Raw genomic sequence first — 23,473 nt, forward strand, 5'->3', positions numbered from 1 at the left:
GCCGTGCGCATCTCGCTCAAGTGGCTATCGGAGTACGTGGACCTGCCCGCGCCCGAGGAGCTGGCGCGGCGCCTCACCGCCGTGGGCTTCGAGATCGAGGCGGTGGAGCGCACCGGCGCGGGGCTGAAGGGCGTGGTGGCGGCGCGCATCGCCGCCTCCGAGCCGCACCCCAACGCCGAGAAGCTCTCGGTGACCCGGGTCGACGCGGGCGGCGGCGAGCCGCTGCAGGTGGTGTGCGGCGCGAAGAACTACCAGGTGGGCGACGTGGTCCCGCTCGCCACGGTGGGCGCCGAGCTGCCCGGCGGCACGAAGATCTCCAAGGCGAAGCTGCGCGGGGTGGAGTCCTTCGGGATGCTCTGCTCGGCGCGCGAGCTCGGGCTCTCCGCCGACGCGACCGGCCTGCTCATCCTCCCGCCCGGCACGGTCCCGGGCACGCCCATCGGCGAGGCGCTCGGCCTCGACGACGTGCTGTTCGAGGTGAACGTCACCCCGAACCGGCCGGACGCGCTCTCGCACGTGGGCATCGCCCGCGAGGTGGCGGCGCTGCTGGGCCAGAAGGTCCGGCTGCCGAGGCCGGGGCTGGTGGAGGGCGGCGGCGCCGCGGCCGACGCGGTGAAGGTCCGGATCGAGGCGCCGGAGAAGTGCGCCCGCTACGCCGCGCGCGTGGTGGAGGGCGTGAAGATCGGCCCGTCCCCGACCTGGCTCGCGCAGCGGCTGGAGCGCTGCGGCATCCGCTCCATCTCCAACGTGGTGGACGCGACGAACTACGTGCTGCTCGAGCTCGGGCACCCGCTGCACGCGTTCGACCTCGACGAGGTGGCCGGCCACGAGATCGTGGTCCGCACCGCGCGGCCGGGCGAGCGGATCACCACGCTCGACGGGAAGGACCGGGCGCTCGAGCCGGACGACCTGCTCATCGCCGATCGCGACCGCGGCAGCGCGCTCGCGGGCGTGATGGGCGGCGGCGACTCGGAGATCTCCGGCGGCACCACCCGCGTGCTGCTGGAGTCGGCCTGGTTCGCGCCGAGCGGCGTGCGCCGGACCTCGCGCCGTCACGGCCTGAAGAGCGAGGCGTCCTACCGCTTCGAGCGCGGCGCCGACCCGGGGATGGTGATCCCGGCGCTGGATCGCTGCGCGGCGCTCATCGCCGGGCTGTCCGGCGGGACGGTGCGCGCCGGGGTGGTGGACGCGAAGGCGCGCGAGGTCGCCTCGCCCGAGGTGCGCATGCGCTGGGATCGCCCGGCGCAGGTGCTGGGCATGCCGGTGAGCCGCGAGGACGCCCGCCGCATCCTGCTCTCGCTGGGCTTCGAGGAGCGCGCCAGCGACGGCGACGCGGTGAGCTTCGGCGTGCCGAGCTGGCGCGTGGACGTCTCGATCGAGGAGGACCTGGTCGAGGAGATCGTCCGGACGCTGGGCTACGACGCCATCCCCGAGACGCTCCCCGGCCCCGCCGTGCGCACGCCGGCCGAGTCCGCCGAGGCGCAGGGGGTGGGCCGCGCCCGCGCCGCGCTGGAGGCGGCCGGGTTCAGCGAGGCGGTGAACTTCAGCTTCGTGGCGGCGCGCGACCTCGAGCCGCTCGCCGGCGGGCTCGCCGCCGGCGGCATCGCGCTCCGGAACCCCATCAGCGCCGACCTGGCGGTGATGCGCACCAGCCTGGTGCCGTCGCTGCTCCGCAACGCCGCGCACAACCGGCGGCAGCGGGTCGAGGACGTGCGCCTGTACGAGATCGCCCGCGCCTACGGCCCGCGCGCGGCCGGGGCCGCCGGGGACTCGCCCGGCCACGAGGCCACCGAGGTCGCCGGCGTCCTGCTGGGGCGGCGCAGCCCGGTGGGCTGGGCGGTGGGCGGCGACGTCGCCGACTTCCACGACGCCAAGGCGGCGGTGCAGGGGCTGCTGGAGGCGCTCGGGGTGGAGGCGTCCTGGTCCGCACCGGGGCCCGGCTGGCTGCACCCGCGCACCTCGGCGGCGCTCCGCGCGCCGGGCGGCGCGGCGCTGGGCGAGCTCGGCGAGCTGCACCCCCGGGTCGCCGAGGCGTTCGAGCTCCCGCGCGGCGTGCTCGCGTTCCGGCTCTCGCTGGACGCGCTGCTCGCGGCCGCGCGGCTGGTGCCGCAGTACCGGCCCATCCCGAGGCTCCCGGCGGTGCTCCGCGACGTGGCGGTGGTGGTGGAGGATGCGGTGACCGCCGCCGCCGTGGAGGTGCTGGTGCGCGAGGAGCCGCTCGTCGAGGCGGTGATCCTGTTCGACGTGTACAAGGGCGCGCCGCTGCCGGCGGGGCGCAAGAACCTCGCGCTCGCCATCACCTACCGCGCGCCGGACCGCACGCTCACCGACGCCGAGGCGGACGCCGCGCACGCGCGCATCGTGGCGCGGCTGCGCGAGCGCGTCGGGGCGGAGCTCCGGGGATAGCGTGACGCCCGCGGGCCGGCGCGCCTGGGCAGCGGCGGCGTTCGCGCTCGCGGCGGCGTTCGCGTCGTGGAACCCGCTCGCCGCGCCGTTCGGGCTGGTGGTCGGGCTCGTCTCCCTCGTGCTCTGCATCCGCGCGCTGGTCCAGGGCGGCGCCCGCCGCGTCGCCGCCGCGGGGCTGGTGCTGGCGACGATCGCCGTGGCGGCGAGCGGGGTGGTGCTGGCGCTCACCGCCGGCGTCGGGCGCGACCCGGCCGGCGAGCCGGTGGTCCCTGGCCCGGGCGCGGACGAGGTGCGCCGCACGCTGGACGCGGCGGGCGAGCCCACCCGGCCCGCGCGCGAGCGCGCTCGCGACGAGCTCGAGGCGGCCGGCGGCGCGAAGCCGCCGGCCGAGCGCGGCGGATCGCCCGCGGGGCGCTAGCGAAGGTTTGACACGTTGGGGCAAATAGGCTAACGAATTCGGGACTTAGCCGACGCCGCCCGCGGGGATGGGAGCGACACCGTGACCAAGGCCGACATCATCGAGAGCGTCTACGAGAAGGTGGGCTTCTCCAAGAAGGAGGCCGCCGAGATCGTCGAGATGGTCTTCGACACCATCAAGGAGACGCTCGAACGCGGCGAGAAGATCAAGATCAGCGGCTTCGGCAACTTCATCGTGCGGGACAAGAAGTCCCGCGTCGGCCGCAACCCGCAGACCGGCGAGGAGATCGAGATCAGCGCGCGCCGCGTGCTGACGTTCCGCCCGAGCCAGGTGCTGAAGAACGCGCTCAACGGCGAGGTCTCCGACGAGACCACCGAGGGCGCGGACGACGACGACGACGAGGAGGGCGAGGGCGACGAGTAGCGCCCCCGCCCCCGGTCGCCAGCCCCTCAGATACCGTTGACGCGGCCGGCGGCCGCCGCCGGCGCGTCCACGCCGTTCACCGGCGCGACCGCGTCGGGCTGCCGCACCGGGACCGCGCCGATGAGCCGGTAGAGCGTCTTGCGGTCGATGCCCAGGATCTCGGCCGCGCGCGTCTTGTTCCCGCCGGTGGCGCGCAGGACCTCGCGCGCGTAGCGCCGCTCGATCTCCGACAGCGTGGGCCGGCGCGCCGGCTGGCCATCGGCCGACGGCGCGGCCCGGGCGGCCTCGAGGAGCGCGGCGGCGAGGTCCGCAGAGATGGTGACGTCGAACCCGGACGCGACGAGCAGCTGCGAGAGCTGCTGGCGGCGCTCCGGATCGGCCTCGATGACGATCGTGCGGTTGCGTTCCACGTGGCTTCCCTCCCCGCTGACAAGACGGCCACCGCGGAGGACCGTTACGCCCCCGCCTGTCCTGCTGCGAGGGGACGCGCAGCCCCGGCCGGTGCGTGCAGGTGGGCCCGTTGCGCCGTGCGCTCCGCGGAAGGGGGCGAACGGACGGGCGATTCCCCGGCGGGGCGGGCGGGCGCGCCGTAGATCCCGGCCCGTGAGACACCGCGTCGGACGCCTCCAGGACCTGCCCGACGGGCACGGGTGGCTGGTCGAGATCGAGGGCCTGGAGATCGCCCTGTTCCGGCGCGGCGAGCGCGTGCACGCGCTCGACAACGTCTGCCCCCACCGCGGCGCGGCGCTCGCGTTCGGCGACGTGCGCGGCGAGGTGGTGTACTGCCCGCTCCACGCCTGGCCCTTCCAGCTGGCCACCGGCGCCTGCCCGGAGTTCCCCGAGGCGTCGGTGCGCACGTTCCCCGTGCACGTCGGCGAGGGCGGGGACCTCGAAGTGGAGCTATAACGAGGACACCGATGGCGCCCATCGACTACACCGACCGCCGGCGCATGCGGCTCGACGTCGAGTTCTACTTCGCCGCCGCGCACCGCCTGCCGCGCTACGAGGGCCCGTGCTTCCGCATGCACGGCCACAACTACCGGTTCTTCGTCGCCCTGGAGGGCGAGGTCGATCCCGCGACCGGGATGATCGCCGACTTCGGGGACGTGAAGCGGATCGTGCAGGAGCACGTGCTCGCGCGCGTGGACCACCGCACGCTGAACGACGTCCTCGACAACCCCACCGCCGAGAACATCGCCCGCTGGGTGTGGGAGGTGCTCGAGCCGCACCTGCCCGGCCTGTGCGAGATCCGGCTCTACGAGATCCCGGACTCGTGCGTGACGTACCGGGGGCCGGGTGGCCGCTAGGCTCCGCGCCCTGCGGCCGGCCCGCCCGCGCGCCTCGGCCCCGGCCGCCGCCGAGGCGACCGCCCGCTTCCTCGACGCGCTGGGGCTGCCGCCGGAGGTGCGGGCCTCGCCCGAGCTGGCCGGCACCCCGCGCCGCGTGGCGGAGGCCTGGCTCGAGGACCTGGTGGACGGCTACCGGATCGAGCCGGCCGAGGTGCTGGCCGACGCCATGCCGAGCGCCGGCCGCGCGCTGGTGACGCTCACCGGCATCGACTTCCACTCCGTCTGCCCGCACCACCTGCTGCCCTCGCGCGGCGTCGCGCACGTCGCGTACCTGCCCGGCGGCAGGGTGGTGGGCTTCGGGCAGCTGGTGCGCCTGGTGGACTGCCTCGCGCACCGGCTGGTGCTCGCGGAGGACCTGGCGCAGTCGGTGGCCGACGCGCTGGTGGAGCACCTCGGCGCGCGCGGCGCGGGGTGCGTGCTCGACGCCGAGCACCTGTGCCTGACCGTGCGCGGCGAGCGGCGCGCCCGCGCCCGCGCGCACGCCGAGGGCTTCGCCGGGGCGCTGGCGCGGAGCGGCGTGGCCCGGCGCAGCTTCGCCCAGGCCATCGCGCGCGCGGACGGCCCGCGGCCGGCCCGCCGCGGCGCGCGGCGCGGGCGGGTCCGCGGGGCGGGCCCGAGGGCGCGATGACCGCCGGGCGGACCGCCATCGTCACCGGCGGCGGCCGCGGCATCGGCGCGGCGGTGGCGCGGGCGCTCACCGCGCGCGGCCTGCGCGTCACGGTGTTCGCCCGGACCGAGGCGCAGGTGCGCGCGGTGGTGGCGGAGGGTGGGGCGGCGCGGGCGGTGGCTGGCGACGTGCGCAGCGCGGCCGCGGTGGAGCGGCTGGTGGCCGGCCACGAGGCGGCGCTCGGACCGGTCGACGTGCTGGTGAACGGCGCCGGGATCCTGGCCCGCGGGCTCGCCGAGCACACCGCGCCGGAGACGTTCCGCGAGGTGCTGGACGTCAACCTGGTCGGGCCGTTCCTGTGCGCGCGCGCGGCCATCCCGGGCATGAAGGCGCGGGGGAGGGGACGGATCGTGAACGTCGCCTCCATCTCCGGCACCATCGGCACCGCCGAGGCGGCCGCCTACAACGCGTCGAAGTGGGGGCTCATCGGGCTCACCCGCTGCCTGGCGGAGGAGCTGCGCGACCACGGCGTGCAGTGCGTGGCGGTGTCGCCGGGCTCCACCGACACCGAGATGCTGGCCCGCACGCCGTTCCCGCCGCGGATGAGCGCGGACGAGGTCGCGCGCGTGGTCGTGTTCGCGGCGCTGGACGCGCCCGACGCCATCACCGGCGCCAACCTGGAGGTGTACGGATGACCGCCGCCCGCGACGCCGCGCTGCGCGAGCTCGAGGCCGCGTTCCCGCGCGAGCGGCTGGTGCGCGATCCCGGGCGGCTGGAGGCCTACGGGCGGGACGAGTCCGACCTGGGCGCGCGGCCGCCGGACGCGGCGGTGCTGGTGGAGTCCGCCGAGGAGATCCGCGCGATCTTCGCCATCGCGAGCCGGCACCGCGTGCCGGTGATCCCGGTCGCGGCGCGCAGCGGCAAGTCCGGCGGCGTGCTGGCGCTGCACGGCGGGATCGCCGTCTCGCTCGAGCGCATGAACCGGATCCTGGAGATCTCGCCGGAGGACCTGGTGGCGCGGGTGCAGCCGGCGGTGGTGACCGGCGTGCTCCAGGCCGAGGTGGAGCGGCACGGGCTGTTCTACCCGCCCGACCCGAACTCGCTGGAGATGTGCACCATCGGCGGGAACGTGGCGGAGAACGCCGGCGGCCCGCGCGCGCTGAAGTACGGCGTCACCCGCGAGTACGTGCTGGGCCTCACCGCCGTGCTCCCCACCGGCGAGATCCTGCGGCTGGGCAAGCGCAGCATCAAGGGCGTGGCCGGCTACGACCTCACCGCGCTGCTGGTGGGCAGCGAGGGGACGCTCGGGATCGTGACCGAGGCGACGCTGAAGCTGCTGCCCCGCCCGCGCCACGTGGCCACCGCGCTGGTGGTGTTCGCCTCGGTGGCGGAGGCGGCGCGCGCGGTGAACGAGGTGCTGCAGGGCGGCATCCTGCCCCGCTGCCTGGAGCTGCTCGACGACGTCTCGCTGGCCGCCGCCGCGAAGACCTCGCCCTACCGCTTCCCGCCCGGCGCCGGCGCGGCGCTGCTGGTGGAGACCGACGGCAACGACGAGGAGCAGGTGTTCGCCGAGATCGTGCGGCTGGCCGAGAAGGTCCAGGTGCACGCGCAGGGCGACGTGATCGTGGCGCAGAACGAGGCGCAGCGGCGCGACGTGTGGGAGACGCGCCGTTACCTGTCGGTGAACCTGAAGGCGCTGCACCCGCTGAAGCTCTCCGAGGACGTCGCGGTCCCGCGCTCGAGGATCCCGGAGATGATCGCGCGGGCCAAGGCGGTGGGCGGACGGCTCGGGCTCACCGTCGCGACCTACGGCCACGCCGGCGACGGGAACCTGCACTGCAACGTCCTGTTCGACCGGCCCGAGGAGCGCCCGAAGGTGGACGAGGCGGTGGCGGCCATCCTGCGCGACGCGGTGGACCTGGGGGGCACCATCACCGGCGAGCATGGCGTCGGCGTCGCCAAGCGCGACTTCCTCGAGTACGAGCAGGGCGCCGAGGTGGTCGCGCTGGAGCGCCGGCTCAAGGCCGCGTTCGACCCGCTCGGCATCCTGAACCCGGGGAAGATCTTCCCGGAGCGCTGACGCCATCGAGGCACGGTCGGTGCGGGCCATGCGCCGGCGATCGCGCCGCGCCGCGTGCCCCTTGGAGTCGCCGGGAGCGAGGCCCGTCGGGGTTGACCCCGCGCAAGTCGCTGAGGTGGCTCGGTTCTTTGCGCCAGATCGCCGCACCGCAGGTATTGGGGACGGGTCCGGTCCACAATAAACCGAGTCGTTTCGCGGCGTTGGCTCATCAGGTCGGCTTGACAAGCCATGCCGCGGTCCGGCATAGCTGTGGCCCCATTTTAGATCCCCGTCAGGAATTGGCGGGGCGCGCCGAGGGTACATCCAGCGGCGCGGCGGGATCCGGCAGGCGCACGCACGGTCACAGCAGGCAGGCACCTCACAGGGAGACGAAGGGCGACATGTCCACACAGACGGCCAAGCACAAGGTCGAGCAGGTCGAAACCGTCACGATCCGCTTCGTCGGCGACTCGGGCGACGGCATGCAGCTCACCGGCACCGAGTTCACCAAGGCCAACGCGCTGGCCGGCAACGACCTCGCGACCTTCCCCGATTACCCCGCCGAGATCCGCGCCCCCGCGGGCTCGCTGTTCGGCGTCTCCGGCTTCCAGCTCTCGTTCGGCGCGAACGAGGTCCTCACCCCGGGCGACCAGCCGGACGTGCTCGTCGCGATGAACCCGGCCGCGCTCAAGACGAACCTGGCCGATCTACGCCACGGCGGCATGCTGATCGTGAACGCGGGCGCCTTCACCGAGTCGAACCTCGAGAAGGCGAACTACAAGTCGAACCCGCTCGAGGACGCCGCGCTGCAGTCGAACTACCGGGTCGTCCTCGTGGACATGAACAAGCTCACCGAGGCGGCGCTGGAGGGGACGGGCCTGTCGTCGAAGGAGGTCGCGCGCTGCAAGAACTTCTTCGCGCTCGGCCTGATGTACTGGCTCTACAGCCGCCCGATCGATCCGCAGCTCGCGTCGATCAAGCGGAAGTTCGCGAAGAAGCCCGAGTTCGCGGACGCGAACGCCAAGGTCTTCATGGCGGGCCACGTGTTCGGCGAGACCTCCGAGCTCTTCCACGAGCGGTACCAGGTGCCGGCCTCGAAGCTCGCGCCGGGCACCTACCGCAACGTGACCGGCAACTTCGCCACCGCGCTCGGCTTCGCCACGGTGGCGCAGCTGACCGGGCGCACGGTGTTCCTGGGCAGCTACCCCATCACGCCCGCCACCGAGATCCTGCAGGAGATGGCGAAGTTCAAGGAGTACGGCGTCGTCACCTACCAGGCCGAGGACGAGATCGCCGGCATCGGCTCGGCCATCGGCGCGGCCTTCGGCGGCGCGCTCGCCTGCACCAGCACCTCCGGCCCGGGCCTCGCGCTCAAGTCCGAGATGATGGGCCTCGCGGTGATCACCGAGCTCCCGCTCGTGATCGTGGACGTGCAGCGCGGCGGCCCCTCCACCGGCATGCCCACCAAGACCGAGCAGGCCGACCTGCTCCAGGCGCTGTTCGGGCGCCACGGCGAGTCGCCCATGCCGGTCATCGCGGCGCAGAGCGCGGCCGACTGCTTCTGGTCGGCCATCGAGGCGATGAAGATCGCGACGAAGTGGATGACGCCGGTGCTGCTGCTCACCGACGGCTACCTCGCGAACGGCTCCGAGCCGTTCCGCGTCCCGTCCCCGGACGAGCTGCCCAAGCTCACGGTGAAGTACCAGACCGAGAAGAACTACGCGAACGGCACGCAGTACATGCCGTACCTGCGCGACGACAAGCTCATCCGCCCCTGGGCCATCCCGGGCACGGCCGGCCTCGAGCACCGCGTCGGCGGCCTGGAGAAGGACGCGCTCTCGGGCATGGTGTCGTACGACGGCAACAACCACGAGAAGATGGTCCTCACCCGCGCCCAGAAGGTCCGGAACGTGGTCGAGGACGTGCCGGACGTCGAGGTGTACGGCGAGAAGCGCGGGGAGCTGCTGCTCGTGTCCTGGGGCGGCACGTTCGGCTCGGTCCGCGGCGCCGCCGAGGCGCTGCAGGCGGCCGGGAAGAAGGTCTCCCACGTCCACCTGCGCTGGCTGAACCCGCTGCCGAAGAACCTCGGCGAGGTGCTGCGGAGCTTCAAGAAGGTGCTCGTGCCCGAGGTGAACGGCGGGCAGCTGGCCTTCTACCTGCGCGGCATGTTCCCGGGCGTCGATCCGCTCCAGTACAACCGGATCAACGGCAAGCCGATCAAGATCCACGACCTGGTCGCCAAGGTCACCGAGGCCCTGTAGGCCGCCCGGAAAGGAACGAGGAACACATGAGCACGAACGGTCAGACGGTCACCGCGGCGCTGCCGGTCTACACCAAGAAGGACTTCGAGTCGGGCGTCGATCCGCGCTGGTGCCCGGGCTGCGGCGACTACTCCATCATCAACCAGATCCAGAAGACGCTGCCCTCGGTCGGCGTGAAGCGCGAGAACATCGTCTTCGTGTCCGGCATCGGCTGCAGCTCGCGCTTCCCGTACTACATGAACAACTACGGGATGCACACGCTGCACGGCCGCGCGCCGTCCTTCGCCTCGGGGCTGAAGGTCTCCCGGCCCGAGCTGCAGGTGTGGATCATGACCGGCGACGGCGACGCGCTCGCCATCGGCGGCAACCACTTCATCCACGCGATGCGGCGCAACCTGGACATGAAGCTGGTCATGTTCAACAACCGCATCTACGGCCTGACCAAGGGTCAGGTCTCGCCGACGTCGGAGCTGCACAAGAAGACCAAGTCCACGCCGGACGGCTCGCCGGACTACCCGTTCAACCCGCCGCTGCTCGCGCTCGGCGCCGGGGCGACGTTCGTGGCGCGCGCCATCGACGTGGAGGGCGTGCACATGGGCGGCGTGCTGAAGGCGGCGGCCGAGCACAAGGGCAGCACGTTCGTCGAGGTCTTCCAGAACTGCCCGGTGTTCAACGACGGCGCCTACACCTTCATCACCGAGAAGGCGAACAAGGCCGAGGCGCAGCTCCGCATGGAGCAGGGCAAGCCGCTCCTGTTCGGCAAGGACAACAAGAAGGGCATCCGCATCAACCACCAGCGCGGCGAGCTCGAGGTCGTCGTCCTCGGCGAGAACGGCGTCACCGAGAAGGACATCCTGGTGCACGACGCGACCCGCGAGGATCCGACCATCGCGTTCATGCTGGCGGGCCTGGCGGACAAGGCCGGGTTCCCGACGCCCATCGGCATCTTCCGCAACGTCCAGAAGGCCACCTGCGAGGAGATGACCTGGGAGATGATCGACGCCGCCAAGGCGAAGCCGGGCGCGGGGCAGCTCGGCAAGCTGCTCGCCGGCAACGACACCTGGACCATCAAGTAGGCCAGGGCCGACCCGATCCGTGGAACGAGGAGGCCGGCGCCCGCCCGGGCGCCGGCCTTCGTGCGTCCGGCGCCCGCGCGCGCCGCGGCGGACGTGGACCGATCCGGTGCACGAAGCCGCGCGGCGAAAAGCGCTGTATCCGCGGCGGCGAGCGGGCGGCGCGGGCCGCCGTCGTTCACGGTGGGTGAGCGCGCCGGAAAATCGATTGAATGGGTGCATTTTGTCCGAGATTCGCGGAAATCGTCGGGAATTTGCCAAAGATTGATCGCGGTCCAATGACGGCACGCCCCGGTCTGGTACGAGAGCGCTCTCTCTCAAACGCCCGGCCGACCGGGCACCGAGGACCGGAGCATGAGTGCGACTTCGCCTGCCGCGAAGAAGGACAAGAAGTTTCGCGGCGTCGTGGTGATCAACCGCGAGACTTGCAAGGGGTGCGCGTTCTGCGTGGAGTTCTGCCCGCTGGGCGCGCTCGAGCTGGAGAGCGACTACAACGCCAAGGGCTACCACCCGCCGTTCCTGGCGAAGCCGGAGCTGTGCAACGGCTGCGACATGTGCGGTCACTTCTGCCCCGATTTCTCGATCTACGGCTACCGCGAGAAGCTCGAGCAGGTTGCGGCCTAGGAGGCCCGAAGAGACATGTCCAACGCGAACTCGTCCGGCACCCTCACCGGCAGCCACTACCTGGACGGCGACCACGCCTGCAGCGAGGGCGCCATCGCCGCCGGCTGCCGCTTCGCCTCCGGCTACCCCATCACGCCCTCGACCGAGGTGGTCGAGCGCCTCTCCGCGCGCTTCCCCCGCGTGGGCGGCCGCTTCATCCAGCTCGAGGACGAGCTGGGCGCCTCCATCGCGCTGCTCGGCGCGGTCTGGGGCGGCGCCAAGGCCTGCACCGTCACCTCCGGCCCGGGCTTCTCGCTGATGATGGAGCACATCGGCTACGCCGCCATCACCGAGACCCCCTGCGTCTACATCAACGTGCAGCGCGCCGGCCCGTCCACCGGCCTGCCCACGCAGCCGGCCCAGGGCGACATGATGCAGGCCCGCTTCGGCTCGCACGGCGACTACCGCCTCATCGCGCTCTGCCCGAACTCCCCGCAGGAGTGCTTCGACCTCACCGTCGAGGCGTTCAACCTGGCCGAGGAGTTCCGCGTCCCGGTGCTGGTGATGCTCGACGAGGTGGTCGGGCACATGACCGAGAAGGTGGTCATCCCGCCCGCCGAGCAGATCAAGGTCAGCGAGCGCCGCTACACCAAGAAGAAGCCGGGCGAGGGCTTCAAGCTGTTCGAGGCCCAGAACGGCAGCATGGTCCCGGAGATGGTGAAGGCGGGCGACGGCTACCGGATCCACGTGACCGGCCTCACCCACGACGAGCGCGGCTACCCGGCCATGAACGTGCCGACGCACGAGAAGATGCAGCTCCGGCTGCAGGACAAGATCGTCGAGAACGCCGATCGCATCGTGCGCTGGGAGGAGAAGGACCTCGACGGCGCCGACGTGGTGGTGGTGAGCTTCGGCATCACCTCCCGCGTGGCGGAGCGCGCCATCAAGGCGGCGCGCGAGCAGGGCGTCAAGGTCGGCTCGTTCCGGCTCATCACCGCCTGGCCGTTCCCCGAGAAGCAGATCGCGGAGCTGTCGAAGAAGGTGAAGGCGTTCGTCGTGCCCGAGCTCAACCTCGGCCAGATGGCCCTCGAGGTGGAGCGGGTGGTGGCGGGCCGCACCAAGGTCGTGCCGGTGCCGCACGTCGGCGGCACGGTCCACAACCCCGAGACCATCCTGAACAAGATCCTGGAGTCCGTGCGATGAGCGAGCCTGTCAAGCCCAACCCGACCTCGAAGTACCTCCGGACCGAGCGGCTGCCGTCCATCTGGTGCCCCGGCTGCGGCATCGGCACCACGGTGAACTGCTTCACCCGCGCGCTCGACGGCTCCGGCTTCGACCTCGACAAGGTCGCCATCGTCTCCGGCATCGGCTGCACCGGCCGCGTGGCGGGCTACCTGAACCTCGACTCGTTCCACACCACGCACGGCCGCGCCATCCCGTTCGCGACCGGCCTGCAGATGGCGAACCCGGACCTGAAGGTGGTGGTCTACTCCGGCGACGGCGACCTGTCGGCCATCGGCGGCAACCACCTCATCCACGCCGCCCGCCGCAACGTGGACATGCTGGTCGTGTGCGTGAACAACTTCACGTACGGCATGACCGGCGGCCAGGTCACGCCCACCACGTTCCAGACCGCGGTGGCCTCCACCACGCCGTACGGCGCCTACGAGGAGACGTTCAACCTGCCGCGCCTGGTGGACTCCTGCGGTGGGGTCTACGTGGCGCGCTGGACCTCCTACCACGTGAAGCAGCTCGCCAAGTCGATGGGCGAGGCCCTCAACAAGAAGGGCTTCCGCTTCATCGAGATCCTCTCGCCCTGCCCGACGCTCTACCTGCGCCGCAACAAGCTCGGCGAGGGGCTCGACGAGATGAAGTTCTACAAGGAGAAGAGCGTCATCAAGAACGGCGCGCCCACCACCGAGACCGACCTCGACTACCGCAAGGAGATCGTCGTCGGGACCTTCGTGAACCGTGAGCGCCCCACCAACGTCGAGGCGATGGAGGCCCGCATGAGCGAGGTCCTCGGCGCCAAGTACGTTCCCTACGAGTCCCCCGGCAAGAAGCCGGCCTGGGCGTGAGCGGGAGAGACGACATGGGTCCCACGGAGATCAAGATCGGCGGGCTGGGCGGCCAGGGCGTCATCCTGGGCGGCATCATCATCGGGAAGGCCGCCGCGCTGTTCGACGACAAGCACTCCTGCCTGACGCAGGCGTTCGGCCCCGAGGCGCGCGGGTCGGCCTGCAGCGCGCAGGTGGTGGTGGACGCGGAGCCGATCCTCTACCCGTACGTCCACAACCCGCACCTCATGGTGGCGATGTCCCAGGACGCGTTCGCCAAGTTCTCGCCCGAGCTGCGCAAGGACGGGACGCTCATCATCGAGGAGGACCTGGTGAAGCCCACCGGGCTGCCCTCGACGGTGAAGGTGTACGCCGTGCCGGCCACGCGCATCGCGGAGGAGCTGGGCAAGAAGATGGTGCTGAACATCGTGATGGTGGGCTTCTTCACTGCCATCACCGGGCTCGTCTCCGAGCGGGCCGCCCGCGAGGCGGTGAAGGACTCGGTCCCGCCTGCCACCATCGACCTCAACATGAAGGCGTTCGAGCGCGGCTTCGCCTACGGCAAGCAGCTGCTCGCCGGCCCCAGGAACTAGGGGACGCCTCCGCCGCACCGGCGCGCCGGGCCTTCGCGGGCCCGGCGCGTTCCTTTTCAGCGGCCCGCGGTCGCGGCCGCGGCGCACGCCGTCGCGCCGCGCAGGCTCGTCCGGCACGCCTCCAGCCCGGGCGCGGCCTCGAGGCACCGGGCGCAGGCGACCACCGCCTCGCCGCAGCGGTCCAGCCGCACCAGGGCATTGCAGAGCCCGTGCAGCGCCTCGGGGTACGCGGGGGCGAGCTCGGCGGCGCGCCGGTAGCCGCGCTCCGCCGCCGCCCACCGCGCCTCCAGGTAGTCCACGAGCGCGAGCTCGTGGTGCGCGGATGCGCGTCCGGGGTCGGTCTCGAGCAGGTGCAGGAGCTCCCGCCGCGCGGCGGCCAGCCCGGCGGCGCGGTCCGCGCCCGGCGCGAGCGCCCGCCGGAGCAGCGCGCGCGCCAGGTTCTGGCGCGCGTCGGCGAGGTCCGGGTCGAGCCGCAGCGCCTCCCGCAGCGCGCCCTCGGCCGCCCGCGCGTCGCCCCCGGCGAGCAGCGCCTCGCCCAGGTTGGCGTGGGCCTCCGGGAAGTCGGAGCGCAGCCGCAGGGCCCGCTCCAGGCGCCGCCGCGCCTCGGGCAGGTCGCCGCGAACGCGCGCCACCACCGCCAGCCCGTTCTCGGCCTCCGGAAAATCGGGGTCGAACGCGAGCGCGTGCTCGAACGCCACCTCGGCGCGCTCGGGATCGCCGTCCGCGAGGTGGCGGTACCCGCGCTCGACCTCCTCGGCGGCGCGGGGGTGGAGGCGCGGCACGGCGGCGCAGGCGGAGGCGAGCAGCGCCGCGGCGAGGGCGGCGCCCAGGGCGGGACGGTCGCTGCGGCGCAGGGGAGGGGTGGGCATGCCCGCGTCCCCTGCGCCCCCCGTGCCGGCGCAGCACCCTGCGTGAACGGCCGCCGCGCGCGTCCCGCCCGCGCGGGACGGGTCCGCGGGGCGGCCGGGGCGTCCGTCGCTCGCCCCGGGTTGCGCCAATTGACACTATATCGACGGTCACATACGTTCGCGCCGCGTAGGCAGCCGTCCCCGAGGGTTCGCTCCCATGGCGCGAAAGAAGATCTCCACGACGGTCTACATCACCCCGGAGCAGGACGAGCGGCTGAAGCTGCTCCACGCCCGCACCAAGGTGCCGGTCGCCGAGTACATCCGGCAGGGCATCGACCTCGTGCTGGAGAAGTACCGCGGGGCCCTGCCCGGCCAGCTGACGCTCGAGGACGTGGGCGAGGCGAAGAAATAGATTGCGAGCGGCATGAGCGAACAGCGAGCGGTCATCCTCGGCGCGGCCGGGTTCATCGGCAGCCACCTCACGGATCGTTTCCTCGCGGAGGGGTGGCGCGTCACCGGCGTCGACAACCTCATCACGGGTACGCTGCGCAACCTCGAGCACCTCGGCCGGGAGCCGCGCTTCGACTTCCTCCAGGCCGACGTCTGCGCGCCGCTCGCCATCTCGGGCCGGGTGGACGCGGTGCTGGACTTCGCCTCCCCGGCGTCGCCGGTGGACTACCTCCGGCATCCGTTCGAGACGCTCCACGTCGGCTCGGTCGGGGTCGAGAACGCGCTCGAGCTGGCGCGCCGCAGCGGCGCCCCGTTCGTGCTCTCGTCCACCTCCGAGGTGTACGGTGACCCGCTCGAGCACCCGCAGCGCGAGAGCTACTGGGGGAACGTGAACCCGGTCGGCCCGCGCGCGGTGTACGACGAGGCCAAGCGCTTCGCCGAGGCCATCACCGTCGCGTACCGCCGCTACCGCGAGGTGCAGGTCCGCATCGCGCGCATCTTCAACACCTACGGGCCGCGCATGCGGCTCGACGACGGCCGGGTGGTGCCGACGTTCGTGGCGCAGGCGCTCCGCGGCGAGCCCATCACCGTGTTCGGCGACGGCTCGCAGACGCGCAGCTTCTGCTACGTGGACGACAACGTGGAGGCGATCTGGCGGCTGCTCCACGGCGACTGCCAGGACCCGGTGAACGTGGGCGACGACCACGAGATGACCGTGCTCGAGTTCGCGCAGGCCGTGCAGCGGCTGGTGGGTCGAACGGTGCCCATCGAGCACCGGCCGCTCCCGCAGGACGACCCGCGGGTGCGGCGCCCCGATCTCACGCGGGCGAGGGAGCGGCTCGGCTGGGCGCCGCGGATCGGGTTCGAGGAAGGGATGCGCCGGACCATCGACTGGTTCCGCGCGCACGTCTGACCGGCGAGGGCGGGGGACACACCATGGGCAAGCGCATCCTCATCACCGGCGGGGCCGGGTTCATCGGCTCCACCATCGCAGACCTGTTCGTGCAGGCGGGCTGGGACGTCGCGGTCCTCGACGATCTCTCCAGCGGCAAGCGCGAGAACGTGCCGCAGGGCGCGCGCTTCTACCCGGTGGACGTGCGCAGCGCCGCCGCGGCCGAGGCGGTCCGCAAGGAGCGGCCGCAGGTGATCTGCCACCACGCCGCGCAGATCGACGTGCGGCGCTCCATGGCGGACCCGCGCTTCGACGCCGACGTCAACGTGGGCGGCCTGCTCAACCTCATGCAGGCAGCGGCCGCGGCGGGCTCGGTGGAGCACGTCCTGTTCGCCTCCTCCGGCGGCGCCACCTACGGCGACACGGCGGTGATCCCCACGCCCGAGACGCACCCGCAGGCGCCGGTCTCGCACTACGGGGCGGCGAAGGCCGCGAGCGAGCTGTACCTGGGCGTCTACCGGGCGGCCCTGGGCATCCCGGTGGCGGCGCTGCGCTACGCGAACGTGTACGGGCCGCGCCAGGACCCGCACGGCGAGGCGGGCGTGGTGGCGATCTTCTGCGGGCGGCTGCTCGAGGGACGTCCCTGCACCGTGTACGGCGACGGCGGCCAGACCCGCGACTACGTGTTCGTGGGCGACGTGGCGCGCGCGAACCTGCTCGCGGCGGAGCGGCGCCACGACGGGCCGCTCAACGTCGGCACCGGCGTGGAGACCGACGTGAACGCGCTCTACGCGCACCTGGCGCGCGCCGCCGGCGTGGATCGCCCCGCGGAGCACGCGCCGGCGCGGCCGGGCGAGCAGCGCCGGTCGTGCATCGACCCGTCGCTCGCCGCGCGGGCGATCGGCTGGCGGCCCGAGGTGCCGCTGGCGGACGGCCTGGCCCGCACGCTGGAGTGGTTCCGGGCGCCCCGCGGATGAGCGGCTAGCGCGGCTCGCCGGGGCCGGCCGCCTCTGCGGCCGCGGGCTCCGGGGCCGCCGCCGCGGCCGCGGGCACCGGCTCCGCCCGCGGCACCGCCGCGACCGGCACGTCGTCCACGACGTCCGGCGGCTCCTCGCGGTCGTCGCGCGGCGCCGGGCCGGCCAGGATCCGCTCCAGCTCGGCGCTCGCCGACAGGTGCTGCTCGGCGGTGAGCCGGCCGGCCGCGCGCATCCGGTCGAGCAGCCGCCGCGAGCGGCGCTTCAGCCACGTGGACGGGCTGGAGAGGTCCACCCGGCGCGGCGCCGGCAGCATGCTGGCGAGCACGGCCGCCTGCGCCGGGGTGAGCGCCGCGGCGCTGGTGCCGAAGCGCGCCCGCGCGCCCGCCTCCACGCCGAAGACGCCGTCGCCCAGCTCGACCACGTTCAGGTAGAGCCCGAGGATGCGGCGCTTGGGGAGCTCGCGCTCCAGCTTCACGGCCAGCAGCGCCTCCTTGAGCTTGCGCCACAGGCTCTTCTCGGTGCCCAGCCACAGGTTCTTGGCGAGCTGCTGCGTGATGGTGGACGCGCCGCGGGCGAAGCTGCGCTGCTCGAGGTCGTGCGCGGCGGCGTCGCGGGTGGCCTCCCAGTCGATGCCCTCGTGGCCGTAGAAGTTGGCGTCCTCGGAGAGCAGCACCGCCTGGACCATGGAGCGCGAGACGCGGTCGAGCGGCACCCAGGCCTGGCGCGGCCGGAACGCGCGCCGCTTCTCCTTCGCCTCGGCGCGCCGCTGCTCGATGAGCGCGGTGGTGCGCGGGTTGTCGCGGGCGAGCGGGGCGGGGTCGGGGAGGGCGGCCCAGAGGAGCGTGAGCCCCGCGACCGCGATCGCGACCGCGGCGGCGGCGAAGAGGAGGGCGCGCGGGACGCGCCGGCGGCTCCGGGGGGCTGGCATGCGGCGCACCTTAGCACCTGGACGGGAGGCGCGAGAGGGGGCGCCCGGCGCGCGCGCGGCGCCGATTCCGGCCCGCCGGACCGGCGGGCGCCCCCGCGCGCCCGCGCGCGGACCGCGCCGAGGTTATCCAATGGTGAACGTCGTCCCGCTCGGGACCCGTTCGGCGCCTTGACACATACGGGGCGGATTCATAAGTCCCGGCCACCGCATCTCGAACGGAATTCACTGCCCGGCCCAGGGGCCGACGGAGGCAATCATGGCAGACGTGAAGCGCTACACCCCGCACGACTTCTCCAAGGTCCGCGGCCTCACCGGCATCTCGGACAAGCAGATCGAGGAGCACCTCAAGCTGTACGAGGGCTACGTGAAGCGCACCAACGCGCTCACCGAGAAGCTCCAGGGGCTGTGCAACGAGGGGAAGGCCGCGGGCGCCGATCCGGTGTTCGCGGAGCTCACCCGCCGCCTCGGCTTCGAGTACTCCGGCATGGTGAACCACGAGTACTACTTCGCGAACCTCGCCCCGGGCGCGCAGGCCGAGCCGCCGGCCGGCGGCAAGCTCCGCAAGGCCATCGAGGCGTCGTTCGGCAAGTACGAGACGTGGCTCGCCGACTTCCGCGCCATCGCCACCATGCCGGGCATCGGCTGGGCCATGACGTTCCAGGATCCGAACACCGGCTGGCTCTCCAACCACTGGCTCACGCTGCACGAGAACAACGTGCCGGTGGGCTTCCGGCCGGTGCTGGCGCTGGATGGCTGGGAGCACGCGTTCATGCGCGACTACCTCGCCACCGAGCGCGCGAAGTACGTGGACGCGTTCTTCAAGAACGTGAACTGGGAGGCCGTCGAGAAGCGGATCGCGTAGCGCGATCCCCCGGCGTCCCCGCGGCCCGGATCGCGCGAGCGGTCCGGGCCGTCGTGCGTCCGGGCCCGCGCTGACCTCGCGTCAGCCCGCGAACCGGGGCGCGCGAAGCCACGCGGCGCGGAGGGCCGGCGGGGAGGCCCGGGGAGTTTGACGGTGCGCCGCGCCCCCGCCTACCCTCCGCCCGTGCCCGCTCCCCACGCGCCCGCCCGCCTCGCCGCGCTCCGCCGCCGCCTGCTGGCGTGGTGGGACGCCGGCCACCGGCCGCTGCCGTGGCGCCAGCCGCAGCGCGGCGCGGACCCGTACCGCGTCTGGCTCGCGGAGGTGATGCTGCAGCAGACGCAGGTGGTGACGGCCACGCCGTACTGGCTGCGCTTCGTGGAGCGCTGGCCCACGCTCGAGGCGCTCGCGGCCGCGCGCGACGAGGACGTGCTCGCCGCCTGGAGCGGCCTCGGCTACTACGCCCGCTGCCGCAACCTGCTCGCCGCCGCGCGCGAGGCGCTGCGCCGCCACGGCGGCCTGCCGTCCGGCTACGACGCGCTGCGCGCGCTGCCCGGGTTCGGGCCGTACACCGCCGGTGCAGTGGCCTCGATCGCGTTCGCCGCGCCCGTGCCGGCGGTGGACGGCAACGTCACGCGCGTGCTGTCGCGGCTGTTCCTGGTCGAGGGCGATCCCGCCGCGCGCGCCGCCCGCGCGCGCGTGGCCGCGCTCGCCGCGGCGCTGGTGGACCGCGAGCGGCCGGGCGACCTCAACCAGGCGCTCATGGAGCTGGGCGCGACGGTGTGTCGGCCGAGCCCGGACTGCGCGCGCTGCCCGGTGGCGGCGCGGTGCGCGGCGCGGGCCGCCGGCCGCGCGGCGGAGCTCCCGCCGCCGCGGCGTCGCCCGGACAAGGTGCGCCTCGTCCTCGCCTGCGCCGTGGTGGTGCGCGAGGGGAGGGTGGCGCTGGTGCGCCGGCCCGCGGGCGGGCTGTTCGCCGGCCTGGCGGCGTTCCCCGCCGCGGAGGTCGGGCCGGGCGCCGAGGCCGGCGCCGCGCTGGAGCGCGAGGCCCGCGAGCGCCACGGCCTGCGGCTGCGCGCCGGCGAGGAGCTGGGCCGGGTCGAGCGGGTGCTCACGCATCGCCTGCTCGAGCTCCGCGCGCTCCGCTGCTCCCTCGCACGGCCGCCGCCGGAGGAGGGGATCCGCTGGATCCCTGCGGACGAGCTGGACGGCGCCGGCCTCCCCGCGGCCATGCGGGCGCTGGCCGGGGTGGTCTGCGACGTGCTCGGGCAGGCGCCGCCGCCGTCCGGGGGAGCCCGCGACCGGGGGCGCGCGCGGGCCCGCGCGAATTCGCTCGCACCCCCGCGCGATTTCGTGTAGAAGCGCGGCCTTCCGGGCGTCATCCGGGAGGTTGCAGCGCGCGTCAAGACCCGAGTTCGGGAACCGCTTGACACGTGTGGGCTCCTCCGTATAATTCGCCGCCCTTACGACGGGATTTGTCCTCCGACGCCCCCGTGCCGAACGCCGGGGCGTTTCTGTTGAGAAAAAGAGCTCGCACACGATGCCGACGATCAGCCAGCTGGTGCGCAGGGGCCGCGAGAGGCTCCAGGTGAAGAAGAAGGCCCCGGCCCTCAAGGAGTCGCCGCAGAAGCGCGGCGTCTGCACGCGCGTCTACACGACGACGCCCAAGAAGCCGAACTCGGCGCTCCGCAAGGTCGCCCGCGTGCGCCTCACCAACGGCTTCGAGGTGACGAGCTACATCCCCGGCGTCGGCCACAACCTGCAGGAGCACTCGGTGGTGCTCATCCGCGGGGGCCGCGTGAAGGATCTCCCGGGCGTTCGCTACCACATCATCCGCGGGACCCTCGACGCCGTGGGCGTGCAGGGCCGCAAGCAGGGCCGCTCGAAGTACGGCGCCAAGCGCGCGAGCTAGCCTCGCGGACAAGGAAACGGTTCGATGCCTCGTCGTCGTGAAGTCGAGAAGCGGAAGATCCTCCCCGATCCCAAGTTCCAGGACCGGATCGTGGCGAAGTTCGTCAACAACCTGATGCGCAAGGGCAAGAAGTCCACCGGCGAGCGCATCATCTACGGCGCCTTCGATCAGGTCGAGGCGAAGCTGAAGGACGATCCGCTCAAGGTGTTCAAGAAGGCGCTCGACAACGTGAAGCCGGTCGTCGAGGTGAAGAGCCGCCGCGTCGGCGGCGCGACGTACCAGGTGCCGGTCGAGGTCCGCCAGGACCGCCGCACCGCGCTCGCGATGCGCTGGCTCATCGAGTACTCCCGCGGCCGTGGCGAGAAGACCATGGTGGAGAAGCTCGCGGGCGAGATCATGGATGCGGCCTCGAACCGCGGGAACGCGGTGAAGAAGCGCGAGGACACGCACAAGATGGCCGAGGCCAACAAGGCCTTCGCCCACTACCGCTGGTAAGGGAGAGGTTAGAAGGGATCGAGGAGAGCAGGGGGCCGGCTCGGCCGGCAGGGTTCAGGGAACCCGCTTCGCTCTTTGACAGCTCGGTCGTTGGTCACGGCGCCGCCCAGGGCGGCCCGGTTCTGCGTACGCACGACGGTTCAGGAAGGTCCAGATGCCCCGCACCACCCCACTCGAGCGCTATCGCAACTTCGGCATCATGGCCCACATCGATGCCGGCAAGACGACCACGACCGAGCGGATCCTCTTCTACACCGGCGTCACGCACAAGATCGGCGAGGTCCATGAGGGCACCACCGTCATGGACTGGATGGAGCAGGAGCGCGAGCGCGGCATCACCATCACGTCCGCCGCGACGACCGCGTTCTGGCGCGACCACCGCCTGAACATCATCGACACCCCCGGCCACGTCGACTTCACCATCGAGGTGGAGCGGTCGCTGCGCGTGCTCGACGGCGCGTGCGCGGTGTTCGACGCAGTGCAGGGCGTGCAGCCGCAGTCCGAGACGGTCTGGCGGCAGGCGGACAAGTACGAGGTCCCCCGCATCTGCTTCATCAACAAGATGGACCGCGTCGGCGCGGACTACTTCCACGCCGTCGACACGATCCGCGAGAAGCTGGGCGCCCGTCCGCTCCCGCTGCACGTGCCCATCGGCGCCGAGGACAAGTTCCGCGGCATGGTCGATCTCCTGAAGATGAAGGGGATCACCTTCGACGACGAGACCATGGGCGCGAAGTACCAGGAGGTCGAGATCCCGGCCGACCTGGCCGAGCAGGCGAAGGAGTACCGCGCCAAGCTCGAGGAGACCGTCGCCGAGATCGACGACGAGCTGATGGCGAAGTACCTGGACGGCAAGGCGCTCTCCAACGACGAGCTGATGCGCGGCATCCGCCGCGGCACCCTGGAGATGAAGTTCTTCCCGGTGCTCTGCGGGACGGCGTTCAAGAACAAGGGCGTCCAGCAGATCCTCGACGCGGTGGTGGACTTCCTCCCGAGCCCGGTCGACATCCCCGCCATGAAGGGCGTGGACGCGAAGGGCAACGACGTCGTCCGCAAGACCTCGGACGCGGAGCCGTTCTCGGCGCTGGCGTTCAAGATCATGAACGACCCGTTCGTCGGGAACCTCACGTTCTTCCGCGTGTACTCGGGCAAGCTCGAGGCCGGGTCCTACGTCTACAACTCGACGAAGGACAAGAAGGAGCGCATCGGCCGGCTCCTGCAGATGCACGCGAACAAGCGCGAGGAGATCAAGGAGGTCTACGCCGGCGACATCGCCGCCGCCGTGGGCCTGCGCGCCAGCACCACCGGCGACACGCTCTGCGCCGAGGACTCCCCGGTCATCCTGGAGCGGATGGAGTTCCCGGAGCCGGTGATCCACATCGCCATCGAGCCGAAGACCAAGGGCGACCAGGACAAGATGGGCGTCGCCCTGCAGCGGCTCCAGATGGAGGACCCGTCCTTCCGCGTCCACACCGACGAGGAGACCGGCCAGACCATCATCGGCGGCATGGGCGAGCTCCACCTCGAGATCCTGGTGGACCGCATGTTCCGCGAGTTCAAGGTCGAGGCGAACGTCGGCAAGCCGCAGGTGGCCTACCGCGAGACCATCACCAAGACGGTCGAGGCCGAGGGCCGCTACATCCGGCAGACCGGCGGCCGCGGCCAGTACGGTCACTGCTGGCTGCGCCTCCACCCGCAGGAGCCGGGCAAGGGCTTCGAGTTCGACAACGTCATCGTGGGCGGCGTGATCCCGAAGGAGTTCATCTCGCCGATCCAGAAGGGCATCGAGGAGGCCATGACCTCCGGCGTGCTCGCCGGCTACCCCATGGTCGACCTCAAGGTCGAGGTGTTCGACGGCAGCTATCACGACGTCGACTCGTCCGAGATGGCGTTCAAGATCGCCGGCTCGATGGGCTTCAAGGAGGGCGCCGCCAAGGCCTCGCCCGTCCTGCTCGAGCCGATCATGGCGGTCGAGGTCACCACGCCCGACGACTACATGGGCGACGTCATCGGCGACCTGAACTCGCGTCGCGGCAAGATTCATGCGATGAACCCCCGCGCGGGCGTCCAGGTCATCGAGGCGCACGTCCCGCTGGCGGAGATGTTCGGCTACGCGACGGACCTTCGGTCGAAGACCCAGGGCCGCGCCACCTACAGCATGCAGTTCGCGCACTACGCGCAGGTCCCCACGAGCATCGCGGAGACCATCGTCACCAAGGCGAAGGGCGTCGCCGCCGGCGCGAAGTAGCGCCGCGTACGTCAACGG

The 23,473-nt window shown here is 72.5% G+C and carries 25 protein-coding genes; 22 read left to right on the plus strand and 3 right to left on the minus strand.

The window, feature by feature from the left end:
* The first annotated feature begins 3 nt into the window (after positions 1 to 3).
* The 3 genes from pheT to A2CP1_RS10015 all read left to right on the plus strand — a co-directional run bounded on the left by pheT (position 4) and on the right by A2CP1_RS10015 (position 3,247).
* Positions 4 to 2,406 carry a phenylalanine--tRNA ligase subunit beta gene (gene pheT, locus A2CP1_RS10005; RefSeq protein WP_012633230.1) on the plus strand — a complete coding sequence of 801 codons (2,403 nt, stop codon included), beginning with the start codon at positions 4 to 6 and terminating at the stop codon, positions 2,404 to 2,406.
* A gap of 1 nt (position 2,407) precedes the next feature.
* The gene (locus tag A2CP1_RS10010) at positions 2,408 to 2,824 is read left to right on the plus strand and encodes a hypothetical protein (RefSeq protein WP_012633231.1); all 417 of its coding nucleotides are present in this window, start codon (positions 2,408 to 2,410) and stop codon (positions 2,822 to 2,824) included.
* Between the two features lie 81 nt (positions 2,825 to 2,905).
* Positions 2,906 to 3,247: an integration host factor subunit alpha gene (locus A2CP1_RS10015; protein ID WP_012525951.1), complete on the plus strand. Its 342-nt coding sequence runs from the start codon at positions 2,906 to 2,908 to the stop codon at positions 3,245 to 3,247.
* 26 nt (positions 3,248 to 3,273) lie between these two features.
* On the opposite strand, the gene A2CP1_RS10020 is transcribed toward A2CP1_RS10015, so the two are convergent.
* Entirely contained in the window at positions 3,274 to 3,657 is a 384-nt protein-coding gene (locus A2CP1_RS10020) for a helix-turn-helix domain-containing protein (RefSeq protein ID WP_012633232.1), read from the minus strand.
* Positions 3,658 to 3,850: 193 nt separating this feature from the next.
* Here A2CP1_RS10020 and A2CP1_RS10025 point away from each other — a divergent pair, with 193 nt between their 5' ends.
* The 11 genes from A2CP1_RS10025 to A2CP1_RS10075 all read left to right on the plus strand — a co-directional run bounded on the left by A2CP1_RS10025 (position 3,851) and on the right by A2CP1_RS10075 (position 13,849).
* On the plus strand, positions 3,851 to 4,153 hold the full coding sequence (locus A2CP1_RS10025; RefSeq protein WP_012633233.1) for a Rieske (2Fe-2S) protein: 303 nt from the start codon (positions 3,851 to 3,853) through the stop codon (positions 4,151 to 4,153).
* 11 nt (positions 4,154 to 4,164) lie between these two features.
* A complete protein-coding gene (queD, locus tag A2CP1_RS10030; RefSeq protein WP_012633234.1) occupies positions 4,165 to 4,554 on the plus strand; it encodes a 6-carboxytetrahydropterin synthase QueD in 390 nt (129 codons plus the stop codon).
* Positions 4,544 to 5,224: a GTP cyclohydrolase I FolE gene (folE, locus tag A2CP1_RS10035; protein WP_012633235.1), complete on the plus strand. Its 681-nt coding sequence runs from the start codon at positions 4,544 to 4,546 to the stop codon at positions 5,222 to 5,224. The genes queD and folE overlap by 11 nt, the downstream gene beginning before the upstream one ends.
* Positions 5,221 to 5,898: an SDR family NAD(P)-dependent oxidoreductase gene (locus tag A2CP1_RS10040; protein ID WP_012633236.1), complete on the plus strand. Its 678-nt coding sequence runs from the start codon at positions 5,221 to 5,223 to the stop codon at positions 5,896 to 5,898. The genes folE and A2CP1_RS10040 overlap by 4 nt, the downstream gene beginning before the upstream one ends.
* Positions 5,895 to 7,283 carry an FAD-binding oxidoreductase gene (locus tag A2CP1_RS10045; RefSeq protein WP_012633237.1) on the plus strand — a complete coding sequence of 463 codons (1,389 nt, stop codon included), beginning with the start codon at positions 5,895 to 5,897 and terminating at the stop codon, positions 7,281 to 7,283. The genes A2CP1_RS10040 and A2CP1_RS10045 overlap by 4 nt, the downstream gene beginning before the upstream one ends.
* Before the next feature lie 380 nt (positions 7,284 to 7,663).
* Positions 7,664 to 9,523 carry a 2-oxoacid:acceptor oxidoreductase subunit alpha gene (locus A2CP1_RS10050; protein ID WP_012633238.1) on the plus strand — a complete coding sequence of 620 codons (1,860 nt, stop codon included), beginning with the start codon at positions 7,664 to 7,666 and terminating at the stop codon, positions 9,521 to 9,523.
* Between the two features lie 26 nt (positions 9,524 to 9,549).
* On the plus strand, positions 9,550 to 10,599 hold the full coding sequence (locus tag A2CP1_RS10055; protein ID WP_012633239.1) for a 2-oxoacid:ferredoxin oxidoreductase subunit beta: 1,050 nt from the start codon (positions 9,550 to 9,552) through the stop codon (positions 10,597 to 10,599).
* A 351-nt stretch (positions 10,600 to 10,950) separates the two neighbouring features.
* Entirely contained in the window at positions 10,951 to 11,220 is a 270-nt protein-coding gene (locus A2CP1_RS10060) for a 4Fe-4S dicluster domain-containing protein (RefSeq protein WP_012525960.1), read from the plus strand.
* A gap of 15 nt (positions 11,221 to 11,235) precedes the next feature.
* Positions 11,236 to 12,402, plus strand: coding sequence for a 2-oxoacid:acceptor oxidoreductase subunit alpha (locus tag A2CP1_RS10065; protein ID WP_012633240.1), 1,167 nt, complete (start codon positions 11,236 to 11,238; stop codon positions 12,400 to 12,402).
* Positions 12,399 to 13,277 (plus strand): 2-oxoacid:ferredoxin oxidoreductase subunit beta, encoded by an 879-nt coding sequence (locus A2CP1_RS10070; RefSeq protein ID WP_012525962.1) that lies wholly within the window; start codon positions 12,399 to 12,401, stop codon positions 13,275 to 13,277. The genes A2CP1_RS10065 and A2CP1_RS10070 overlap by 4 nt, the downstream gene beginning before the upstream one ends.
* Before the next feature lie 14 nt (positions 13,278 to 13,291).
* Complete coding sequence (locus A2CP1_RS10075; RefSeq protein ID WP_012633241.1) at positions 13,292 to 13,849, plus strand: 2-oxoacid:acceptor oxidoreductase family protein; 558 nt, start codon at positions 13,292 to 13,294, stop codon at positions 13,847 to 13,849.
* Between the two features lie 56 nt (positions 13,850 to 13,905).
* On the opposite strand, the gene A2CP1_RS10080 is transcribed toward A2CP1_RS10075, so the two are convergent.
* The gene (locus A2CP1_RS10080) at positions 13,906 to 14,718 is read right to left on the minus strand and encodes a tetratricopeptide repeat protein (RefSeq protein ID WP_012633242.1); all 813 of its coding nucleotides are present in this window, start codon (positions 14,716 to 14,718) and stop codon (positions 13,906 to 13,908) included.
* 196 nt (positions 14,719 to 14,914) lie between these two features.
* Here A2CP1_RS10080 and A2CP1_RS10085 point away from each other — a divergent pair, with 196 nt between their 5' ends.
* Genes A2CP1_RS10085 through A2CP1_RS10095 form a run of 3 tightly spaced genes read left to right on the plus strand, consistent with a single transcriptional unit; the run spans position 14,915 to position 17,016 of the window.
* Positions 14,915 to 15,109, plus strand: a complete 195-nt coding sequence (locus A2CP1_RS10085) for a ribbon-helix-helix domain-containing protein (RefSeq protein WP_012633243.1) — start codon at positions 14,915 to 14,917, stop codon at positions 15,107 to 15,109.
* A 12-nt stretch (positions 15,110 to 15,121) separates the two neighbouring features.
* Entirely contained in the window at positions 15,122 to 16,060 is a 939-nt protein-coding gene (locus tag A2CP1_RS10090) for a UDP-glucuronic acid decarboxylase family protein (protein WP_012525966.1), read from the plus strand.
* A gap of 23 nt (positions 16,061 to 16,083) precedes the next feature.
* Positions 16,084 to 17,016, plus strand: a complete 933-nt coding sequence (locus tag A2CP1_RS10095) for an NAD-dependent epimerase/dehydratase family protein (RefSeq protein ID WP_012633244.1) — start codon at positions 16,084 to 16,086, stop codon at positions 17,014 to 17,016.
* 4 nt (positions 17,017 to 17,020) lie between these two features.
* Here A2CP1_RS10095 and mtgA read toward each other — a convergent pair whose 3' ends face one another.
* On the minus strand, positions 17,021 to 17,944 hold the full coding sequence (mtgA, locus tag A2CP1_RS10100) for a monofunctional biosynthetic peptidoglycan transglycosylase (RefSeq protein WP_012633245.1): 924 nt from the start codon (positions 17,942 to 17,944) through the stop codon (positions 17,021 to 17,023).
* A gap of 256 nt (positions 17,945 to 18,200) precedes the next feature.
* Between mtgA and A2CP1_RS10105 the strand changes: the two genes are divergently transcribed.
* The 5 genes from A2CP1_RS10105 (at position 18,201) to fusA (ending at position 23,455) form a co-directional block, all read left to right on the plus strand.
* The gene (locus A2CP1_RS10105; protein WP_012525969.1) at positions 18,201 to 18,806 is read left to right on the plus strand and encodes a superoxide dismutase; all 606 of its coding nucleotides are present in this window, start codon (positions 18,201 to 18,203) and stop codon (positions 18,804 to 18,806) included.
* 147 nt (positions 18,807 to 18,953) lie between these two features.
* On the plus strand, positions 18,954 to 20,159 hold the full coding sequence (gene mutY / locus A2CP1_RS10110) for an A/G-specific adenine glycosylase (protein WP_012633246.1): 1,206 nt from the start codon (positions 18,954 to 18,956) through the stop codon (positions 20,157 to 20,159).
* Positions 20,160 to 20,340: 181 nt separating this feature from the next.
* A complete protein-coding gene (gene rpsL / locus A2CP1_RS10115) occupies positions 20,341 to 20,712 on the plus strand; it encodes a 30S ribosomal protein S12 (RefSeq protein WP_011421003.1) in 372 nt (123 codons plus the stop codon).
* A gap of 24 nt (positions 20,713 to 20,736) precedes the next feature.
* Complete coding sequence (gene rpsG / locus A2CP1_RS10120) at positions 20,737 to 21,207, plus strand: 30S ribosomal protein S7 (RefSeq protein ID WP_012525971.1); 471 nt, start codon at positions 20,737 to 20,739, stop codon at positions 21,205 to 21,207.
* 154 nt (positions 21,208 to 21,361) lie between these two features.
* Positions 21,362 to 23,455: an elongation factor G gene (gene fusA / locus A2CP1_RS10125; RefSeq protein ID WP_012633247.1), complete on the plus strand. Its 2,094-nt coding sequence runs from the start codon at positions 21,362 to 21,364 to the stop codon at positions 23,453 to 23,455.
* The last annotated feature ends 18 nt before the right edge of the window (positions 23,456 to 23,473 follow it).

It is taken from the genome of Anaeromyxobacter dehalogenans 2CP-1, assembly GCF_000022145.1.
GTDB classification, from domain to species: Bacteria; Myxococcota; Myxococcia; order Myxococcales; family Anaeromyxobacteraceae; genus Anaeromyxobacter; species Anaeromyxobacter dehalogenans.

Coding starts and splice junctions, on each gene's coding strand:
- A2CP1_RS10085 (WP_012633243.1), top strand. CDS start 14,915: ATGGCGCGAAAGAAGATCTCCACGACGGTCTACATCACCCCGGAGCAG.
- A2CP1_RS10065 (WP_012633240.1), top strand. CDS start 11,236: ATGTCCAACGCGAACTCGTCCGGCACCCTCACCGGCAGCCACTACCTG.
- rpsL (WP_011421003.1), top strand. CDS start 20,341: ATGCCGACGATCAGCCAGCTGGTGCGCAGGGGCCGCGAGAGGCTCCAG.
- queD (WP_012633234.1), top strand. CDS start 4,165: ATGGCGCCCATCGACTACACCGACCGCCGGCGCATGCGGCTCGACGTC.
- A2CP1_RS10070 (WP_012525962.1), top strand. CDS start 12,399: ATGAGCGAGCCTGTCAAGCCCAACCCGACCTCGAAGTACCTCCGGACC.
- A2CP1_RS10045 (WP_012633237.1), top strand. CDS start 5,895: ATGACCGCCGCCCGCGACGCCGCGCTGCGCGAGCTCGAGGCCGCGTTC.
- rpsG (WP_012525971.1), top strand. CDS start 20,737: ATGCCTCGTCGTCGTGAAGTCGAGAAGCGGAAGATCCTCCCCGATCCC.
- A2CP1_RS10060 (WP_012525960.1), top strand. CDS start 10,951: ATGAGTGCGACTTCGCCTGCCGCGAAGAAGGACAAGAAGTTTCGCGGC.
- A2CP1_RS10105 (WP_012525969.1), top strand. CDS start 18,201: ATGGCAGACGTGAAGCGCTACACCCCGCACGACTTCTCCAAGGTCCGC.
- A2CP1_RS10055 (WP_012633239.1), top strand. CDS start 9,550: ATGAGCACGAACGGTCAGACGGTCACCGCGGCGCTGCCGGTCTACACC.
- fusA (WP_012633247.1), top strand. CDS start 21,362: ATGCCCCGCACCACCCCACTCGAGCGCTATCGCAACTTCGGCATCATG.
- A2CP1_RS10040 (WP_012633236.1), top strand. CDS start 5,221: ATGACCGCCGGGCGGACCGCCATCGTCACCGGCGGCGGCCGCGGCATC.
- A2CP1_RS10095 (WP_012633244.1), top strand. CDS start 16,084: ATGGGCAAGCGCATCCTCATCACCGGCGGGGCCGGGTTCATCGGCTCC.
- A2CP1_RS10050 (WP_012633238.1), top strand. CDS start 7,664: ATGTCCACACAGACGGCCAAGCACAAGGTCGAGCAGGTCGAAACCGTC.
- A2CP1_RS10090 (WP_012525966.1), top strand. CDS start 15,122: ATGAGCGAACAGCGAGCGGTCATCCTCGGCGCGGCCGGGTTCATCGGC.
- mtgA (WP_012633245.1), bottom strand. CDS start 17,944: ATGCCAGCCCCCCGGAGCCGCCGGCGCGTCCCGCGCGCCCTCCTCTTC.
- A2CP1_RS10080 (WP_012633242.1), bottom strand. CDS start 14,718: ATGCCCACCCCTCCCCTGCGCCGCAGCGACCGTCCCGCCCTGGGCGCC.
- A2CP1_RS10075 (WP_012633241.1), top strand. CDS start 13,292: ATGGGTCCCACGGAGATCAAGATCGGCGGGCTGGGCGGCCAGGGCGTC.